This is a genomic window from Candidatus Fusobacterium pullicola (assembly GCA_018883725.1).
Classification (GTDB): Bacteria; Fusobacteriota; Fusobacteriia; order Fusobacteriales; family Fusobacteriaceae; genus Fusobacterium_A; species Fusobacterium_A pullicola.
Window position 1 is genome coordinate 22,675 of sequence record JAHLFN010000018.1, and the last position, 18,401, is coordinate 41,075.

The 18,401-nt window shown below is 28.4% G+C and carries 16 protein-coding genes and 1 pseudogene; 16 read left to right on the top strand and 1 reads right to left on the bottom strand.

What is annotated here, in order from left to right:
• The first annotated feature begins 8 nt into the window (after positions 1–8).
• The 15 genes from rsgA to mobB all read left to right on the top strand — a co-directional run bounded on the left by rsgA (position 9) and on the right by mobB (position 14,716).
• Complete coding sequence (rsgA, locus tag IAA47_02270) at positions 9–890, top strand: ribosome small subunit-dependent GTPase A (protein ID MBU3841807.1); 882 nt, start codon at positions 9–11, stop codon at positions 888–890.
• Positions 883–1,521 (top strand): ribulose-phosphate 3-epimerase, encoded by a 639-nt coding sequence (locus IAA47_02275; GenBank protein MBU3841808.1) that lies wholly within the window; start codon positions 883–885, stop codon positions 1,519–1,521. Before rsgA ends, IAA47_02275 begins: the two co-directional genes overlap by 8 nt.
• Before the next feature lie 12 nt (positions 1,522–1,533).
• Positions 1,534–2,208 carry a MarR family transcriptional regulator gene (locus IAA47_02280; protein ID MBU3841809.1) on the top strand — a complete coding sequence of 225 codons (675 nt, stop codon included), beginning with the start codon at positions 1,534–1,536 and terminating at the stop codon, positions 2,206–2,208.
• 11 nt (positions 2,209–2,219) lie between these two features.
• The gene (locus tag IAA47_02285; GenBank protein ID MBU3841810.1) at positions 2,220–3,842 is read left to right on the top strand and encodes an NFACT family protein; all 1,623 of its coding nucleotides are present in this window, start codon (positions 2,220–2,222) and stop codon (positions 3,840–3,842) included.
• Positions 3,843–4,002: 160 nt separating this feature from the next.
• Positions 4,003–4,680: a Crp/Fnr family transcriptional regulator gene (locus tag IAA47_02290; GenBank protein MBU3841811.1), complete on the top strand. Its 678-nt coding sequence runs from the start codon at positions 4,003–4,005 to the stop codon at positions 4,678–4,680.
• A gap of 75 nt (positions 4,681–4,755) precedes the next feature.
• Complete coding sequence (asrA, locus tag IAA47_02295) at positions 4,756–5,775, top strand: anaerobic sulfite reductase subunit AsrA (GenBank protein ID MBU3841812.1); 1,020 nt, start codon at positions 4,756–4,758, stop codon at positions 5,773–5,775.
• On the top strand, positions 5,768–6,562 hold the full coding sequence (gene asrB / locus IAA47_02300) for an anaerobic sulfite reductase subunit AsrB (protein ID MBU3841813.1): 795 nt from the start codon (positions 5,768–5,770) through the stop codon (positions 6,560–6,562). Before asrA ends, asrB begins: the two co-directional genes overlap by 8 nt.
• 7 nt (positions 6,563–6,569) lie before the next feature.
• Positions 6,570–7,538, top strand: a complete 969-nt coding sequence (gene asrC, locus IAA47_02305) for a sulfite reductase subunit C (protein MBU3841814.1) — start codon at positions 6,570–6,572, stop codon at positions 7,536–7,538.
• A gap of 243 nt (positions 7,539–7,781) precedes the next feature.
• Complete coding sequence (locus IAA47_02310; GenBank protein MBU3841815.1) at positions 7,782–9,860, top strand: molybdopterin oxidoreductase family protein; 2,079 nt, start codon at positions 7,782–7,784, stop codon at positions 9,858–9,860.
• A 6-nt stretch (positions 9,861–9,866) separates the two neighbouring features.
• Positions 9,867–10,283: a 4Fe-4S binding protein gene (locus IAA47_02315; GenBank protein MBU3841816.1), complete on the top strand. Its 417-nt coding sequence runs from the start codon at positions 9,867–9,869 to the stop codon at positions 10,281–10,283.
• Positions 10,283–11,506 (top strand): FAD-dependent oxidoreductase, encoded by a 1,224-nt coding sequence (locus IAA47_02320; protein ID MBU3841817.1) that lies wholly within the window; start codon positions 10,283–10,285, stop codon positions 11,504–11,506. The genes IAA47_02315 and IAA47_02320 overlap by 1 nt, the downstream gene beginning before the upstream one ends.
• A gap of 16 nt (positions 11,507–11,522) precedes the next feature.
• The gene (locus tag IAA47_02325) at positions 11,523–12,446 is read left to right on the top strand and encodes a TDT family transporter (protein MBU3841818.1); all 924 of its coding nucleotides are present in this window, start codon (positions 11,523–11,525) and stop codon (positions 12,444–12,446) included.
• 2 nt (positions 12,447–12,448) lie between these two features.
• Positions 12,449–13,018, top strand: coding sequence for a molybdenum cofactor guanylyltransferase (locus IAA47_02330; GenBank protein ID MBU3841819.1), 570 nt, complete (start codon positions 12,449–12,451; stop codon positions 13,016–13,018).
• Position 13,019: 1 nt separating this feature from the next.
• Positions 13,020–14,210 (top strand): molybdopterin molybdotransferase MoeA, encoded by a 1,191-nt coding sequence (locus IAA47_02335; GenBank protein ID MBU3841820.1) that lies wholly within the window; start codon positions 13,020–13,022, stop codon positions 14,208–14,210.
• Complete coding sequence (mobB, locus tag IAA47_02340; protein ID MBU3841821.1) at positions 14,198–14,716, top strand: molybdopterin-guanine dinucleotide biosynthesis protein B; 519 nt, start codon at positions 14,198–14,200, stop codon at positions 14,714–14,716. Before IAA47_02335 ends, mobB begins: the two co-directional genes overlap by 13 nt.
• Before the next feature lie 22 nt (positions 14,717–14,738).
• On the opposite strand, the pseudogene IAA47_02345 reads toward mobB, so the two are convergent.
• Positions 14,739–16,974: pseudogene (locus tag IAA47_02345) on the bottom strand (FAD-dependent oxidoreductase).
• Positions 16,975–17,217: 243 nt separating this feature from the next.
• On the opposite strand from IAA47_02345, the gene IAA47_02350 reads away from it, so the two are divergent.
• On the top strand, positions 17,218–18,228 hold the full coding sequence (locus IAA47_02350) for a hypothetical protein (protein ID MBU3841822.1): 1,011 nt from the start codon (positions 17,218–17,220) through the stop codon (positions 18,226–18,228).
• The last annotated feature ends 173 nt before the right edge of the window (positions 18,229–18,401 follow it).

Genomic DNA, 18,401 nt, shown 5'->3' on the forward strand with positions numbered 1-18,401 from the left:
GGATAGAGATTAAAGGTCGTGTTATTAATAAAATACAAGGATTTTATTATGTAAAATCTGAAAATAATGTTTATGAATGTAAGCTTAGAGGTATCTTAAAAAGAAAAGAAAGTAAGGATAATTGTGTTGTTGGAGATATTGTTGAAATATCTGAAGATAACTCTATTATAAATGTAGAAAAAAGAAAAAATTTGGTAGAGAGACCTTTAGTTGCCAATATTGATTACTTAGTTATTCAATTTGCTGCTAAGGATCCAGATATTGACTATGAAAGATTAAATCTTCTACTACTTAGAAGCTTTTATTATAAGATAACTCCATTGGTTATTATCAATAAAATTGATTTGCTTAATGATCGTGAAATGACAGAGTTAAAGAAAGGTTTAGAATTTTTAGAAAAAATCAATATCAAGTACTTCTTAATTTCACAAAAAGAAAACATCGGAATTGAAGAGTTAAAATTATTTTTAAAAGATAAAATTACAGCTTTCGGTGGTCCAAGTGGTGTTGGTAAATCTAGTATAATTAATCTTTTACAAAATGAAAAAAAATTAGAAACTGGTGAAACAAGTAAGAGACTTAGAAGAGGAAAACATACTACTAAGGATACCAATCTTCTTGAGTTAATTGGTGGAGGATATATAATAGATACTCCCGGATTTTCATCTGTAGAACTACCTGATATAAAAGATGCTCAAGAACTTATTGCTCTTTTTCCAGAGTTTTCTAATAGAGGAGATTGTAAATTTAATAATTGTCTTCATCTAAATGAACCATCTTGTGCTATTAAAGAAGCTGTTAAAAATGGGGAAATCTTAGAGGAAAGATATAATTTCTATAAAAAAGTATATGAAAAATTAAAACAGGAGAGGTGGAATAAATATGAGTAATATAAAAATTGCTCCTTCAATATTATCAGCAGATTTTAGCAAATTAGGAGAAGAGGTTATAGCTATTGATAAAGCTGGAGCCGACTATGTACATATAGATGTTATGGATGGACACTTTGTCCCTAACTTAACTTTTGGAGCACCAGTAATAAAAGCTATCAGAAATAAAACTAACTTGGTTTTTGATGTTCACTTAATGATAGATAAACCAGAAAGATATATTGAAGATTTTGCAAAGGCTGGAGCTGATATCATTGTAGTTCATGCTGAATCTACTATACATTTACATAGAGTAATACAACAAATTAAAGCTACTGGGAAAAAAGCAGGAGTTTCTCTAAATCCAGCTACTCCAGTAGATGTTCTAAAATATATAATTGATGACCTTGATATGGTGTTAGTTATGAGTGTTAATCCTGGTTTTGGTGGACAAAAATTTATAGAAAGCTCTGTTCAAAAAATAAAAGATGTTAGAGCATTAAGTAAAACTGTCGATATTCAAGTTGATGGTGGAATAACAGATAAAACTATAGGAAGATGTATAGAAGCTGGGGCAAATGTTTTTGTAGCTGGTTCTTATGTATTTTCTGGAGATTATAAAGAAAGAATTGATAGTTTAAAGAGAGGTTAAAATATGACTGCGATGACTGAAAATATTAATAAAGTAAATGAAATTTTAGAAGAGTTTTATAAGCTTTTTTATAAAACAGAAGATATGGCTCTTAAAAGAGGTATTAAGTGTTTAACTCATACAGAATTACATTTAATAGAAGCTATTGGAGAGGAATCTCTTACTATGAATGAACTTTCTGACAGGATAGGAATAACTATGGGAACTGCTACAGTAGCTGTTTCTAAGCTTACTGAAAAGGGATTTATCACTAGAATTCGTTCAAATTCAGACAGAAGAAAAGTTTACGTTTCTTTAACTGACAAAGGTAGCAAAGCTTTAACTTATCATAATAACTATCATAAAATGATTATGTCTAGTATAACTGAAAATATAGCTGATAAAGATTTAAGTCATTTTATCGAAATTTTTGAGCTAATTCTTGGAGCTTTACAAGAGAAAACTGATTATTTCAGACCACTTACTATTGTTGATTTTAATGTAGGAGAGAGAGTTTCTATAGTTGAAATTAAAGGTACTCCTATCGTTCAAAATTACTTTGCTGGACATGGAATAGAAAACTTTAGTGTTGTTGAAATATTACCTTCTACAGCAAAGGAAACTTTTGTTATCAAATCTCCAACTGGAGAAGTAGTGGAATTAGATATTCTTGATGCTAAAAATTTAATAGGAATAAAGGCTGACTAAAAGGAGCAAAAATGTTCTATATTGATGGTATCTCTTTAAATAAAATTAAAGAGGAATTAAAATCTAATCTTTATGGTAAAAAAGTAAATAAGATTACTAAAAATACTGAAACTTCTCTATCTATATATTTTGGAAAGATAGAGCTTGTATTCTCTTGTAATCCATCTTTCCCTATCTGTTATATAACTAATTCAAAAGAGGGTGTACTTGAAAGTAGCACTGGTATGGTAGCTAATATGAAAAAACATCTTTTGAATGCTATGTTAATAGATATAATTCAACTTGGATTTGATAGAATTTTACAGTTCAAATTTTCCAGAATAAATGAACTAGGGGAAATGAAAATCTATAATATCTATTTTGAAATAATGGGTAAATACTCTAACTTTATTTTTACAGATGGAGAAAATAAAATTATTGATTTATTGAAAAGATTTTCATTGGAAGAAAATAGATTGAGGGCTCTATTTCCTGGTATTACTTATGAGCAACCTATAATAGAAGAAAAAATTTCTCCTTTAATAATAAAAGAAGATCAATTTTTATCTTCTATTCAAGAGGGAACTCTTTTGAAGAGTGTTGAAGGGATTGGTAAATTACTCCTTCAAAATATTGATTCCTTTGAAAAATTCAAAAATATTCTAAGTGATAATATATCTCCAAAAATATTTCTAAATAATAAAAGAATTGTTTTAGGTACTGTTCTCAATATTTTGCCTAAGTCTAAATATGATGAGGTTATTGAATTTGGATCATTCAGAGAAGCTATAAACTTTTATATCTCTTCTGAAAATCTATCTAGTAGTTTCGATTCTTTAAAAACCCAACTTCTGGATAATATTTTAAAAAGAATAAAAAAAGATGAAAAAATACTTGATATCTTAGCAAAGGAGAAGATAGATAAGGCTGATTATGAAAAATATAAGGAACAAGGGGACATATTAGCTGCTTGTATATATAGTATAAAAAAGGGAATGACCTTTGTGGAAACTTATGATTTCTATAACGATACTATGATAAAAATTCCACTTGAACCACAACATACCCCTCAAGAAAATCTTGAAAAAATATATAAAAAATATAATAAATTGAAGAGAGGGCTTGAAGCTAACTCTAGAAGAGTTATTGAAGTTACTGAAGATTTAGACTATTTAAACAGTATTAAATTATTTATTGAAAATAGTAATGATATCAACAATTTAAAAGCTATACATGAAGAACTTATATCTCAAGGATACATGAAGTTACAAGCAAAAAAAGGAAAAGTAAAAAAACAAAATAAAGAAATCGGATTTGGTATTTTTGAAGGAGAAAATTATCAAATTCTCTTTGGTAGAAATAATACCGAAAATGATAATCTAACTTTTAAAATAGCTGATAAAAATGATATATGGTTACATGCTAAAAATATACCTGGTTCTCATGTAATTATAAAATGTGAAAATTTAACTGAAGATATTCTTTTAAAAGCTGCTCAAATAGCTGCTTATTATAGTAAAGGATTCACTGGTGATAAAATAAGTATTGATTATACTCAAAAGAGATATATCAATAAGCCTAAGGGAGCAAAACCTGGATTTGTGACATACATTAACGAAAAAAATATCTTAGTTATTAAACCAGAAAAAATTTAATAAAATTTTTCATTTTGAGAAGAGAATTATGTGAATATTCACAAATTTCTCTTCTTTCTTTTATATCTTTTTATTAAAATAAATTTGACAATTAATAATAATAAGTATATAGTATTTCTAACAAATAAAAACTATTCTTTGAAGTTTTAAAAGGAGGATAATGGGTAATTTTAATAATATAAAAGTCTTTTTTAATATTAATAACTCCAGTAAAAAAAATTTATTAAAATATAGTAAAATTAAGAAATATAAAAAGGGAGAACATCTTTTTTTAGATAGAGATCGAGTAGATAATATTTATTTTGTTTTAGATGGAATTGCATCTCTATATAAATTAAACTCTTCCCATGATAAAAAAGTTATCTTTATATATGGAAAAGGTGAAATATTGAATGAGGTTATTTTACAAAAAAATATGAGTTCATTAAATTGTGAAATACTTAGTGACTGTGAAATATTAGAAATTCCTGCTAAAAAATTTTTAGAGGTAATGAGTTATGATTTTCAACTATCTAGAAACATTATTGAATCAATGGCTTATAAAATTAGGAGATTATACCATCAATTAAAAAATACTTCTAATTCTATAAGATTAGATAAGCAAATTGCTTCTAAACTTTGGAAGTTATCTAAAGATTTTGGAAAGGAAACAGATGAAGGAATAGAGATTAATTTCAATCTTTCTATCTCCTATTTAGCTGATATGCTTGGCTCTAAAAGAGAAACTGTTTCTAGACAATTAAAAATTTTATCTGAAAAGGATTTAATTATTGTAAAAAGAAATAGATTTGTTGTAGTTAATAGAGATAATCTATTAAAATATTTTAGAAACTCGTGAGCCCTATCACAACTTTATTTTCTAGCTCTTGATATAATTAAATAAGTAAATTAAAATTATGAAAGGAAGATAAATATGGGTTTTCAAATTAGTAAAGAGGGACTAAATCATTTTTTTAAATCATTGAAAAATGATTATGATATCTATGCTCCAATAGTTTTTGAGGGTGGTGGAATTTTTTCAGATACAGACTGTATAAGATATGCAAAAATTAACTCTATTGAGGAGATAGAGTTTGAAAAAAAATCTAACTATTCTTTTAAGGAGAGTATTTTACCTGTTACTCAAAGATTATTTTATTTTACAGAAGAAAGTGTTAAGGAAGCAGATGATAAAAAGAAAGGTAGTATAGTTTTTTTAAGAGCATGTGAATTAAATGCTGTAAGACGTTTAGATGAAATGTATTTAATTAATGGTGGAGAGGATTACTACTATAAAAGATTAAGAGATAGAGTTAAATTTGTACTAATAGGTTGTAATCACTCTTTTGAAAATTGTTTCTGTGTAGATATGGAAAGTAATAAAAGTGATGAATACTCTTTAGCTATTAACTATGGAGACAATGATTTTTATATTGATTGTAAAGAGGAAAATTGGAATGCCCTTCTAAAATCTAACTCTGTAACAGAATTAGAAGTTACTCCTAACTTTGTAACTGAAAATGATGTTAGAGTTAATATACCTAAAGATTTGACTTCTGAAGTAGCCAAAAGTACTATGTGGGATGAATATGATTCTCGTTGTATAGCTTGTGGAAGATGTAATTTTGTATGTCCTACTTGTACTTGTTTTACTATGCAAGATATCTTTTATACAGATAATGGAAAAGTTGGAGAAAGAAGAAGAATATGGGCTTCTTGTATGGTAGATGGATATACTGATGTTGCTGGTGGAGAAAGCTATCGTAAGAAACATGGTCAACGTATGAGATTTAAAGTTTTACACAAAGTATTAGATTTTAAACAACGTAATGGTTATCATATGTGTGTAGGATGTGGAAGATGCGATGATGTTTGCCCAGAATATATATCATTCTCTAACTCTATTAATAAATTGGAAGCTGCTATGGAGGAGGTAACTAAAAAAAATGATTAATCAATATTTACCTTTTTTATCTGAAATTGTAGAAGTTATAAAACATACTGATATTGAATATACTTTTAGAATGAAATATGAAAAAAAAGATGTTAAACCTGGTCAATTCTTTGAAATCTCTATACCTAAATATGGAGAGGCTCCTATATCTGTTAGTGGAATTGGAGAAGGAACAATTGATTTTACTATCAGAAGAGTTGGAAAAGTTACTAATGAAATTTTTGAAAAATATGTTGGAGAGAAACTTTTCATAAGAGGTCCTTATGGGAATGGATTTGATGTAGATCTTTATAAAGATAAAGAGTTAGTCATAGTTGCTGGTGGTACTGGTGTTTCTCCAGTAAGAGGAGTAATTGAGTACTTTACCGAACATATTAATGAAGTACAAAGTATGAAACTTATTACTGGTTTTAAGTCTCCAGAATTTATTTTGTTTAAAGAGGATATTCCTAAATGGAAAGAGAAAATGGAATATATTCTTACTGTAGATAGTGGAGAAGAGACAGCTGAATATAAAGTTGGTCTTGTAACAAAGTATATACCTCAACTTAAATTCAAAGATGTATCTAAGGCTGTAGCAGTAGTAGTTGGACCTCCAGCTATGATGAAATTCTCTGCTCTTGCTCTTTTAGAAGCTGGATTTAAAGAAGAAAATATTTGGATATCTCAAGAAAGAAAGATGTGTTGCGGTATTGGTAAGTGTGGACATTGTAAAATAGGAGATGTTTATATATGTGTAGATGGTCCTGTTTTTAATTATGTTAAAGGACGTACTTTATTAGATTAGGAGTAAAATTATGATGGATATAAATACAAAAAAAATTAAGAAAAACGCTTTTAGAGTTACTAAAGAACGTGGAATAACAGCTTCTAGAGTACGTGTTCCCGGAGGACACTTAGATGCTCAATTTCTTTCTATGATTCAAGAGATAGCTCAAACTTATGGAAACGGAACTGTTCATTTAACAAGTCGTCAAGGTTTTGAAATTCCTGGAATTCCTTTTGAAAAAATACCAGAAGTAAATGCTAAATTACAACCTATTATCGAGGGACTTGGAATTAATCAACCTGAAAAAAACAAAGGATATTCAGCTGCTGGAACTAGAAATATTACAGCTTGTATTGGTAATCGTGTGTGTCCATTTGCTTGTTATGACACTTCATCTTTTGCCAAAAGAATAGAAAAAGCTGTATTTCCACATGACTTACACTTTAAAATAGCTTTAACTGGATGCCCTAATGATTGTGCTAAAGTTAGAATGCATGACTTCGGAATAATGGGTATGACACTTCCTCAGTTTGAACCTGATAGATGTATCAGCTGTGGTGCTTGTGTGAGAGCATGTAAGAAAAAATCCACTGGAGCTCTAACTGGAGTAAACTATAGACCTCAAAGAGATCATCAAAGATGTATTGGATGTGGAGAATGTATAATTAATTGTCCTAATATGGCTTGGACTAGAAGTAAGAAAAAATACTACAGACTCACTATCATGGGACGTACTGGAAAGAAAAACCCACGTTTAGGAGAAGATTTCTTAAAATGGACTGATGAAGAAACTATAACTAAAATTATCTTAAATACTTATGACTATGTTACTGAATATATTGCTAAAGATGCTCCTGGTGGAAAGGAACATATCGGATATATTGTAGATAGAACAGGATTTGAAGAATTCAAAAAATGGGCTCTTAAAGATGTTAATATCTCATCAGAAACCGAAGTTTTAACCCCTATATATTGGAAAGGTGTAAAATATTAATTTTAAATTTAATTAAATATATTCTATAATATTAAAGAAAGAAGAGAACTATTACTATTTAATCTCAAAATTAATTATAGTAATAATCTCTTCTTTTTTCACACTTCCAGTGATTAGTATCACAGAGAAATATTATAAAATTTTATATAATAAAATTAGAAAACATGATATTTCTCCGTGATAGAAATTACATGGAATTATTGTCAAGAAAGTAAATTAAAAATTAAAGAGAGGGAGAAACAAATGAAAAAAATTCAATCAACATGTAACTACTGTGCAATTGATTGTAATCTTGATTTTTATGTTGAAAATAACAAGATTATAAAAATTGTTCCTACAAAAGGATATCCTGTTAATGACGGTTTTAGTTGTGTAAAAGGAATATCTTTAGACAAACAGCAAACAAAATTTAAACCTAATCCACTACCTCGTATTAAAAAAACTGATGGTAATTTTGAATATTTAAGTTGGGATAAAGGTTTTAATGAAGTAGCTAGAAGATTAAATGAAATAAGGGAAAAATATGGGAATGAAAGTGTAGCTGCTCTTAGTACTGGACAAATGACTTTAGAAGAGTTTGCTATATTTGGACATATGATGAGAAACCATTTAAAAGCTAATGTAGATGGTAACACTCGTCTATGTATGGCTACAGCAGCTGTAGCTTATAAACAAAGTTTTGGGTTTGATGCACCTGGGTATACACTTAAAGATTTAGAGCTTTCTGATACAATAATATTTATAGGAGCTAATCCTGTTATAGCTCATCCTATACTTTGGGGAAGAGTTAGAAATAATCCTAATAAAAAAGTTATAACTATTGATCCACGTTATTCAGAAACAGCTAAAAATTCTGACTATTGGTATGGAATAAACTCAAAAACAGATTTAACTCTATTCTATACATTAGCTAACTTAATTATTGAAAAAAACTATACTGATAAAAATTATATCGAAGAAAATACTGAAAATTTTGAAGCATTTAAAGAATTCGTGAAAGATTATACTGTGGAAAAAGCTTCAAAAATATGTGGTATTCCTCAAGAAAAAATTGAAGAATTAGTAGAATTAATTCATTCTGGTGAAAGAGTTTCTTTTTGGTGGACTATGGGAATCAATCAGGGACATGAAGCTGTAAGAAGTGTACAAGCTATTATCAACTTAGCTCTTATGACTGGTAATATAGGTAGAGAAGGAACAGGAGCTAACTCTATTACTGGACAAAGTAATGCTATGGGATCAAGGGTATTTAGCAATACAACTGGACTATTCGGTGGTGGGGATTTCGATAATCCTAATCGTCGTACAAAAGTTGCTAAAGCTCTAGGAGTAGAAGAGTCATTACTTATTGACAAACCTACACTTCCATATAATAGAATTGTAGAAAGTATCAATTCTGGTGAAATAAAAGCTCTTTGGGTAGTATGTACAAATCCACGTCATTCTTGGACTAATAACGAAACTTTTAGAGAAGCTATGGAAAAACTTGAACTTTTAATTGTACAAGATATATATGATGATACAGAAACTTCTGAAATGTGTGATATCTATTTACCTGCTGTACCTGGAGTTAAGAAAGAAGGAACAGTTATAAATTTAGAAAGAAGATTATCAGCTGTAAGACCTTGTCTTGAAAAGGCTGAAAATGAATTGATGGACTATGAAATTTTCTATGGAGTAGCTAAAGCTTTAGGATTAGAAGATATTACCCAAAATTGGAAAACTCCTAAAGATGCTTTTAACTTTATGAAACAATGTTCTGAAGGTATGCCTTGTGATATCACAGGGGTTGAATATGAAGCTCTTGCTGAAAGTCATGGTATTCAATGGCCATTTAAAGTTGGAGATAAACTAAATAGTGATGAAAGAAGATTATATGAAGATGGAAAATACTTTACTCCTAATAAAAAAGCAAAATTCCTATTTGAAAAAGTAGCCGAAAATCCTCTTCCTACAAGTGAAGAGTTTCCTTATATATTTAATACTGGAAGAGGAACAGTTGGACAATGGCATACTCAAAGTAGAACTAGAGAAATTCCATTTGTTATCGATGCTGTATCTAAAGAAGCCTATCTATATATTAATCCAAAATTAGCAGAACTAAAAGGTATAAATGAAAATGATAAAGTTCTTGTTAAATCTAAAAATGGACACAGTGCTGAATTTATTGCTATGCTAACTGAAGATGTTAAATTTAATGAACTCTTTGCTCCTATTCACTATATTGAATGTAATAAATTAACTGCTTCTGTATACGATGCTTATTCAAAAGAACCATCTTACAAAAGTGCTGTAGTAAATATCTTTTTAAAGGGAGAATAATAGATTATGAAACGTATTAAAATAGATAGAAAAAAATGTGTAGGTTGTTTAACTTGTGTAACTGCTTGCTGTGTAGCTCATGATTCAAGTGATTCTAGGAATAGAATCACTATTGACTCTCATAAGAAACCTGCTCCAATATTTTGTAGACATTGTGACTTACCAGAGTGTGTATTTACATGTATGACTGGAGCTATGAGTAAAAATAGTGAAACTGGTTATGTTGAATATAATAAAGAACAATGTGCTAGTTGCTATATGTGTATTATGGCTTGTCCTTATGGAGTTCTAAAAAGTGATACATTAACTCAAAAAGAGATTATGAAATGTGATATGTGCTCTTTCAATGGAAAAGAGGCAGATCCTGAATGTGTAAAACGTTGTCCTATGGGAGCTATAACATTTGAAGAGGTGAAAAAATAATGAGATTTGTTATAATTGGAGCTAGTGCTGCTGGAATTAATGCAGCAAAAAAACTTCGTGAATTAAATCCTAACTCTGAAATAATTATCATATCTAAAGATACGGATATTTACTCTCGTTGTATTCTATATCATCATTTAAAAGGAATTAGAGATTTGAAAAAATTATCCTTTGTTGAGGACAATTTTATTGAAAAAAATAAAATTGAATGGATAAAAGGAAGAGAAGTAATAGGAATAAATACAAAACTTCAATGTGTAAAATTAGATAATGATAACGAAGTTAAATATGATAAATTACTTATAGCTTCTGGTTCTCATTCATTTATTCCTAAAATTGATGGTATTGATGGAGCTAAAAATTTAGTTGGTTTTAGAAACTTTGAAGATGTTGAAAAAATTGAAGAGATGCTTCCTAATATTAAGAATATAGTAATCATGGGTGGAGGACTTGTCGGTATAGATGCTGCTGCAGGATTACTTCATAAAGATAAAAATCTTTATCTTATTGAAATGGGAGATAGAATGTTACCTCTTCAACTTGATAACTATACTGCTTCTGTCTATGAAAAAGCTTTCGAGAAAGAAGGATTAAAGCAATACTATAGCAATGGAATAGCCTCTATTGAAAATATAGATGGAACTATTAAAAGTGTAACATTAAAAAGTGGAGAGATAATTCCTTGTGATTTACTTATTAGTGCTGCTGGGATTAGAGCTAATATAAGATTTCTAGAAGGAAGTGAAGTAGCTTGTGACAATAAAGGACTTCTATTTAATGAAAAAGGAAAAACAAATATATCAAATATCTATGGAGCTGGAGATGTCAGTGGGAAATCACCTATTTGGCCTGTAGCTGTAAAAGAAGGAATAATAGCAGCATATAACATGAGTGGCTTAAATAAAGATATGGATGATTTTTTTGCTAGCAAAGCAACTATGAATTTTTTAGATATTCCAACTATGTCTCTTGGAATAACTTCTGGTTATGATGATAGCTATACTGAAGAAATTGAATTAGATAATTTTGGTAATTACAAAAAAATTGTACATAAAAATGGAATTATTTATGGAGCTCTTCTACAAGGGGATCTTTCATATGCTGGAATCTTAACTCAGCTTATCCGTTTAAAAATAGATGTATCAAAAGTTAAAAAAAGACTATTTGATATAGACTATTCAGACTTTTTTCACGTGACAGATAATTTTGAATTTACTTATTAATGAGGTGAAATAATTAATGACAGACAGATTAAAAAAAATGCCTGTACCTTTATTACCTACAATGGTAGGAGCTTGTACTTTATCAAATGTATATCTAGTCCAAGGATTTCCTCTGGTGCGTCATATCACTATGATTTCTGCACTAGCAATTTGGTTAATATACTTAATTAGATTTTTTATAATATTTGAAACTTGTAAAACAGAATATAAAACAACTGTTCCTAGTAGTCTTTATGCTGGATTTACTATGCTTATGATGATACTTGGAAGTTATATATTTGATTTTAATCCAGTAATAGGAAAAATATTTTGGTCATTAGGTTTAGGCTTACATGCTCTACATATTTTTATATTTACTTATAGAAATATAATAACAAATTTCAATATAGATACTTTTGTTCCTAGCTATTTTGTTACTTATAATGGTATAATGGTATCGGTAGTTGTTGGTGGAGTAATGAAGGAACCTACTATAGGAAAGCTTGTAACTTACTACGGAATTGGAATATTTACCCTAATTATTCCTTTTATGATTCATCGTTTAATAAAGCATGAACTTAAAGATGTTTTCTATCATACACAAGCTATTGTACTTGCACCAAGCTCTCTATGTACTGTAAGTTATCTAAATAGTGTAAAAGATCCTAATATTTATCTACTAGGATACTTATATATCTGTGTACTACTTGCACTTGTATTTATAATTTATAAGCTTCCTAAGTTTTTCTCATTTGGTTTTTCTCCAGCTTTCGCTAGTCTTACATTCCCTATGGCAATAGGTATTGTGGCAACAACTAAAATGAGTGGATATCTAAAAACTATTGGCTATTCAGATTTAGCTATGTTCTTAACTCAATTATCAGGAATACAACTTTATTTAACTTCTGGAATTATTTTCTATGTTTTATTAAATATACTTATTTGGATAAGAAAAGATTAAATATGAATAGAGGTATTTTAATCTTAGCTGGTGGTAAAGGAAGCAGAATGGGGTATTGTCAAAAAGGAGAGCTATTATTTAATAGTTCCACCTTTTTAGATACTCTTATAGAAAATTTTAAAAATGAAAAAATCTATATCTCAACCAAAAAAGAGTATTGCAGTGATAAAAATGTTAACTATATATATGACGAAAATATAAATTATACACCTTTTGAAGCCATTATCCATACTTTAGAAATCTGTTCAGAAGATATCCTTTTTATTATTGGTTGTGATATGCCATTTATGAATAAAGAAATTTTTATAAAACTTCTTGAAAATCTAAAAAACTATAACGGAGTTATTCTCTTTGATAATAATAATTTAAGCTATCCACTTGGAGCTTTGTATACTAAAAAATTACTTCCAAAATTAAGAAAAATGAAAGAAGAGAAAAACTATAAATTACAAGATATATTTAAAAATAATAATTGCTTAAAATTATCAATGAATGAATTAAAAATATCTGAAAAATATTTTATTAATATAAATACCCCAGAGGATTATGAAAAATATATAAAGCGAGGATAAGATGAGAAAAAATATTGAGATAGAAGAGGCATATAAAATTTTTGAAAACAATATAAAAGATGTTGAAATAGAAGAGATTGATATATCTAAAGGTTTAGGATATATACTAGCAGAAGATATTTATTCTCCTATTAATCAGCCTCCTTTTTCAAAAAGTGCTATGGATGGAATAACTTTAAATTTTAAAAATTTAAAAGAAAATTTTGAATTTACAATTAACTCTACTATTTACGCTGGAGATGATTGCTCTTTTAATTTAAAAGATAATGAAGTATATAGAATAATGACTGGAGCAAAAATTCCCGTTCACTGTGATATTGTAATCCCACAAGAAAATTGTATATTTTATAATGGAAAAGTTATTATTAAAAAATTTGGAAAAAAAGGAAGTAATATCTGTTTTTTAGGTGAAGATTTTCGAAAAGGAGAGTTACTTTTAAAAAAAGGAGAAAAACTTGATTATATAAATCTTGCTCTTCTCTCTAGTATTGGAGTTACAAAAATTAAAGTATATAAAAAAATTAAAATAGCTCTTCTTATTAGTGGCGATGAGGTTTCTAGCCCCTGGGAAACTTTGAAAGCTGGTAAAATTTTTGATAGTAATGGAATGCTCCTTACTCAAAGATTAAAAGAATTGGGATATGAAGTAAGTATATTTGAGTATCTAGAAGATAGTGCTTTAAAGACTTCTATAAAATTAAAAGAATTGGCTTCACAAGTAGATATCATATTTACTACTGGTGGAGTATCTGTTGGAGAAAAAGATATTTTTCATGAAGCTATTGAATTAGCGAGAGGAAAAAAATTATTCTGGAGGGTTAATCTAAAACCTGGAACTCCAGCTCTATTTTCTACAATTGATAATTGTCCTATTCTATCTCTTTCTGGAAATCCTTTTGCTGCCTGTGTAACTTTTGAACTCTTAGGGAGATATATATTAGGAGCCTTACAAAAAGATCCATTACTACCTTTAAAAAAGAATAGTGGAGTACTTATTTCTGATTTTCCTAAAGGTGGAGATAAGAGAAGATTTATAAGAGGAAGATATAGTAATGGTAAAGTTGAAATTCCAAATGGATTACATAGTTCTTACGCTCTTGGAAGTATGAGAGGATGTAATGTCCTTATTGATATTCCTGCTGGAAGTGAGGGTATAAAAAGTGGTGAGGAGATAGTAATATGGGAACTATAAAACCTTTTATTTTACAAATTTGTGGATATAAAAATACTGGTAAAACTACATTAGTAAATAAACTTGTAAAATTTTTTAGTAAATATGATCTTAAAGTTGGAACTATTAAACATGATGGACATGATTTTGAAACCATTAATTATTTAGAAGACAATTTTCAACATTTTAATAGTAGTGCTCAAAAAAGTATTGTTTTTTCTAGAAATAAATGGCTTTTAATTGAAAAAAAAGAAAATACTCTCGAAGCTATGATGGATTTAATGAAAGATATGGATATTATAATTGTTGAAGGATGTAAGAATAGTTCTCTTCCTAAAATAGAACTTCTTAGAAAGGGAGTTTCGGAATATCCTGTTTCAAATCCTAAAAATAGAATAGGAGTGTATAGCGATTTTGATTATTCACAAGAAAGATGCTTTAAAAAAGATAATGATGAAATATTTCATTTTTTACTAAAATTAATTGGCAAAAGGGAAAAAAATAAAAAAGGGCTACTACACACATAGTACCCTTTTTTATTGTTGTATTTTAAATAAAAAGATTAGTATTTGCTCCTTCTGTTGCTCCTAAATATTGTCCTACTCCACCATAGTTTATTCCATCTATTAATTCTTCTTGAGTTATTCCCATAACGTCCATAGACATAGTACAGGCAGTTATTTCAACACCACTTTCAATGGCTTTTTTCATTAACTCTTCTAAAGACATTATATTTTTTTGTTTCATTACCCATCTTATCAATTTTGCTCCTATTCCAAAAAAATTCATTTTAGAAATTGGAAGTTGATTACTATTTTATTGTAACTCCGTCTTTTGTTTCTATTATTTTATTATCATTGTTTTTAGTCACACCTGATTTTTTTAAAGTTGCAAAAATATATCCATTCTTTTTCTCAAGTGATAATAAACTATTTTTAGTTGTTTTACACCAACTTTGAATATCATTATAAAAACCTGGATCTGATACTTTTACCTTTAATATCTCTTCTTCTTTCAAATTATCTATTCTTTCTTTTATTTTTACTAGTGGCCCCGGACAAGAAAGTCCTGATAAATCTAAGTATTCTCCTTCAATTATACTAGCACTCTCTATTTTATTTTGATTATTACTTTTATCTATAAAGTGAATATCTTTAATTTTGGATTTTATTCCTCCAGCAATATTTTTTACTCTATACCCATTTTGTAATAAGAATCTACTTGCAATATATCCCCTCAATCCAACAGCACAGTATATTAAAATTTCCTTATCCTTAGGTAATTCTATAAATCTTTTTCTTAGCTCACTCAAAGGAATATTTATACTATTGTCTATTTTTCCAGTTGCTACTTCAACCTCTTCTCTAACATCTAAGATAATCTGTTTATTTTTATCATAATTTTTTAAGTCTTCCATTACTATTTGCTCAACTAATCCCTCTTCAAGATTTAATCCTACAAATCCTGCCATGTTAATAGGAGATTTAGCTGAGGAAAATGGCGGAGCATAAGCTAATTCTAACTCTGCTAAATCCTCAAGTTTTCCACCAAATTTTATAGTTGTTGCTATGACATCAATAAATTTATCTACTCCCTTTATACCAATAACTTGAGCTCCAAGAATTTTTCCACTACCTTTTTCATAAATTAACTTTATACTTATTGGTGTAGCTCCAGGATAATATGATGCATGATCATTAGGATGCAAATAAATTCTTTCATATGAAATATTTAATCTTTTTACTGCCCGTTCATTTAATCCAGTAGATGCTCCTGTTAGTCCAAATACTTTTATTATTGCAGTACCTAAACTACCTTTATATTTCTCATTTCTATTTTCTATATTTCCTGCTACTATTCTTCCTTGTCTATTAGCAGGTCCAGCTAACGGAATAGCACTGCTCTCATTAGTTATATAATTTTTTACTAATATAGCATCTCCCACCGCATATATTCCAGGAATATTAGTCTCTAACTCATCATTTACTAAAATGTGTCCCTTTTCTCCCAATAATACTCCTGAATTGGATAAGAATTTTGTATCTGGAATTACTCCTATAGCCAATATAACTATATCAGTCTCTACTACTTTATTGCTCTCTAGTATAATCTCTATTCCTCTATTTTTTTCTCTAAATTCAATAACCTTCTCTCCAGTCATTAAATTTATTCCATTGTTAACTATCTCATACTCTAAAATATTTACCATCTCTCCATCAAATGGAGCTAATATATTTGGTGCTGCCTCTATAAGTGTCGTTGTTATTCCTAAATGAGAGATATTTTCTGCTGTTTCTACTCCTACATATCCCCCTCCTACTACCACTGCTCTTTTTATATTCTTCGATCCTAATTTTTCTTTTATTTTGTCCATATCATTCATATTTCTTAATGTTAAAATTTTACTATTTTCTATTCCCTTTATATTAGGTACCAATGGTTTTGCTCCAGGAGCAAGTATTAAAAAATCAAACTTTTCATCCATCTCTCTACCATCATCCATCTTTACTTTAATTTTTTTTTCAGATGAATTAACTTCTATAACTTCACTATTTACTCTTACATCAATATTAAATCTTGCTTTTAGACTTTCTGGAGTCTGTAAAAGTAAACTCTCTCTATTTTGAATAACTTCACCTATATGATAAGGTAATCCACAATTTGCAAAAGAAACATAGCTTCCTTTTTCAAATATTATTATTTCTAAATCTTCACTCAATCTTCTTAATCTTGCAGCTGCTGAAGCTCCTCCAGCTACTCCTCCAACTATTACTACTCTTTTCATTGTATCACTCCTCCCCTTCTGTTGTAATATAATTATAAACCTTTTTCTTCATTTTTGTAAAGTACAGACATTTTTGTCTGTACTTTACTTTTTAAACTAAAAAATGTAAAATATATCCAATAAGGAGGAGGATTTATGAATAAAAATAAACAATATAATTGCTATACTGTATCTAAATTTATTTATATTTCTTTAAAAAAATATGATATACTATATATTATAAACTATTTTAAGGAGAAAAGAATGAAAAAAAAAGTACTATTAGGAAGTCTACTATTAAGTCTTTCATTATTTGCTAAGGATATCTATAATGAGATTCTAAAAGAAATGAATATGTATGAATTATCTAATACATATTCAAAGGAAAAAATAGAAAAAAGTTTAAAAGGGTATAAAAATCTAAAAAGAGAAAGTTTAGAAGAACTTTCACAAAAAGCTGTTTTAGTTGATATAGGAGCTTTAAATGTTGCTGATCTAAATACACCAATAAATATAGAAGATAAATTAAATTTATATGTTGCTGACTTTAAAGATATGAGTGAAAATTCTTTAGGAGATATCTCTGATAAAGGAATTATTGAGAGAATAAATAAAAAATATTCAACATTTAAACCTATAGAAAAGAACTTTTTAATTGATACTTTAAACATAGCTTTATCTAAAGGACTTACAACAGGATACAATGTAAAAATAAGAGATACTTATGCAAACTTTAATCCAGAACTTACTCTAACTTATGGTCATAACGGAATAAAACATGCTGATCAACTTATTGCCCTTATGAAAAGTGAAGGAATAGATGCAAAAGTTCAAATTGAACCGAAAACTTCAGCATATCTTCATATGCCAGAGTGGGGAGAACCTGCAACACCTAATATTGTTATGAATAACGGGCAAATTGTCATTACTCCTCTTGAATATGATCTACAATTTGAATTTAAGAATAAAGAAGATAAAATTAAATTTGTTGAAATAATTAAAAAATATGCTAAAAAAGATGAAGTTGATGAAAAAGGACTTATATATGATTCTTGGTGGCAACCATTCATGCAAACTGAAAAAATAGACGGATTTCAAAAATTAACTGTAAACATAGCTAGTCAGGGAGAGTATGATGCTTACATATTAACTTTACCTGAAAAATCAGATGCTTTAATAAAAGAATTAGCTAAGAATAAGAATTTAAAATTAAAAACTAAAGAGATATATGTAAATCCATCATTTTATAGATTTATGTTAGGTGAATATAAATAAATTAATTAATTCTAATACAATTGATTATTAGTGAACCTCTCCCACTTAAAATTACTTTGTAATTTTTGAAGTGGGAGCTTCTTCTTGGGAAGTAGTTGCTTTTGTTAGCCAACTATATTTACCAAGCTAACCCCGTAGTTCCTACGGTTCTTTTTAGTTTTAGACTGCTTGTT

What these genes read in the sequence shown, in the direction of transcription:
- IAA47_02315 (MBU3841816.1), top strand. Translation starts at nt 9,867, where the DNA reads ATGAAACGTATTAAAATAGATAGAAAAAAATGTGTAGGTTGTTTAACT.
- IAA47_02285 (MBU3841810.1), top strand. Translation starts at nt 2,220, where the DNA reads ATGTTCTATATTGATGGTATCTCTTTAAATAAAATTAAAGAGGAATTA.
- IAA47_02325 (MBU3841818.1), top strand. Translation starts at nt 11,523, where the DNA reads ATGACAGACAGATTAAAAAAAATGCCTGTACCTTTATTACCTACAATG.
- IAA47_02330 (MBU3841819.1), top strand. Translation starts at nt 12,449, where the DNA reads ATGAATAGAGGTATTTTAATCTTAGCTGGTGGTAAAGGAAGCAGAATG.
- IAA47_02280 (MBU3841809.1), top strand. Translation starts at nt 1,534, where the DNA reads ATGACTGAAAATATTAATAAAGTAAATGAAATTTTAGAAGAGTTTTAT.
- asrB (MBU3841813.1), top strand. Translation starts at nt 5,768, where the DNA reads ATGATTAATCAATATTTACCTTTTTTATCTGAAATTGTAGAAGTTATA.
- asrA (MBU3841812.1), top strand. Translation starts at nt 4,756, where the DNA reads ATGGGTTTTCAAATTAGTAAAGAGGGACTAAATCATTTTTTTAAATCA.
- IAA47_02335 (MBU3841820.1), top strand. Translation starts at nt 13,020, where the DNA reads ATGAGAAAAAATATTGAGATAGAAGAGGCATATAAAATTTTTGAAAAC.
- IAA47_02310 (MBU3841815.1), top strand. Translation starts at nt 7,782, where the DNA reads ATGAAAAAAATTCAATCAACATGTAACTACTGTGCAATTGATTGTAAT.
- IAA47_02350 (MBU3841822.1), top strand. Translation starts at nt 17,218, where the DNA reads ATGAAAAAAAAAGTACTATTAGGAAGTCTACTATTAAGTCTTTCATTA.
- IAA47_02275 (MBU3841808.1), top strand. Translation starts at nt 883, where the DNA reads ATGAGTAATATAAAAATTGCTCCTTCAATATTATCAGCAGATTTTAGC.
- IAA47_02290 (MBU3841811.1), top strand. Translation starts at nt 4,003, where the DNA reads ATGGGTAATTTTAATAATATAAAAGTCTTTTTTAATATTAATAACTCC.
- mobB (MBU3841821.1), top strand. Translation starts at nt 14,198, where the DNA reads ATGGGAACTATAAAACCTTTTATTTTACAAATTTGTGGATATAAAAAT.
- IAA47_02320 (MBU3841817.1), top strand. Translation starts at nt 10,283, where the DNA reads ATGAGATTTGTTATAATTGGAGCTAGTGCTGCTGGAATTAATGCAGCA.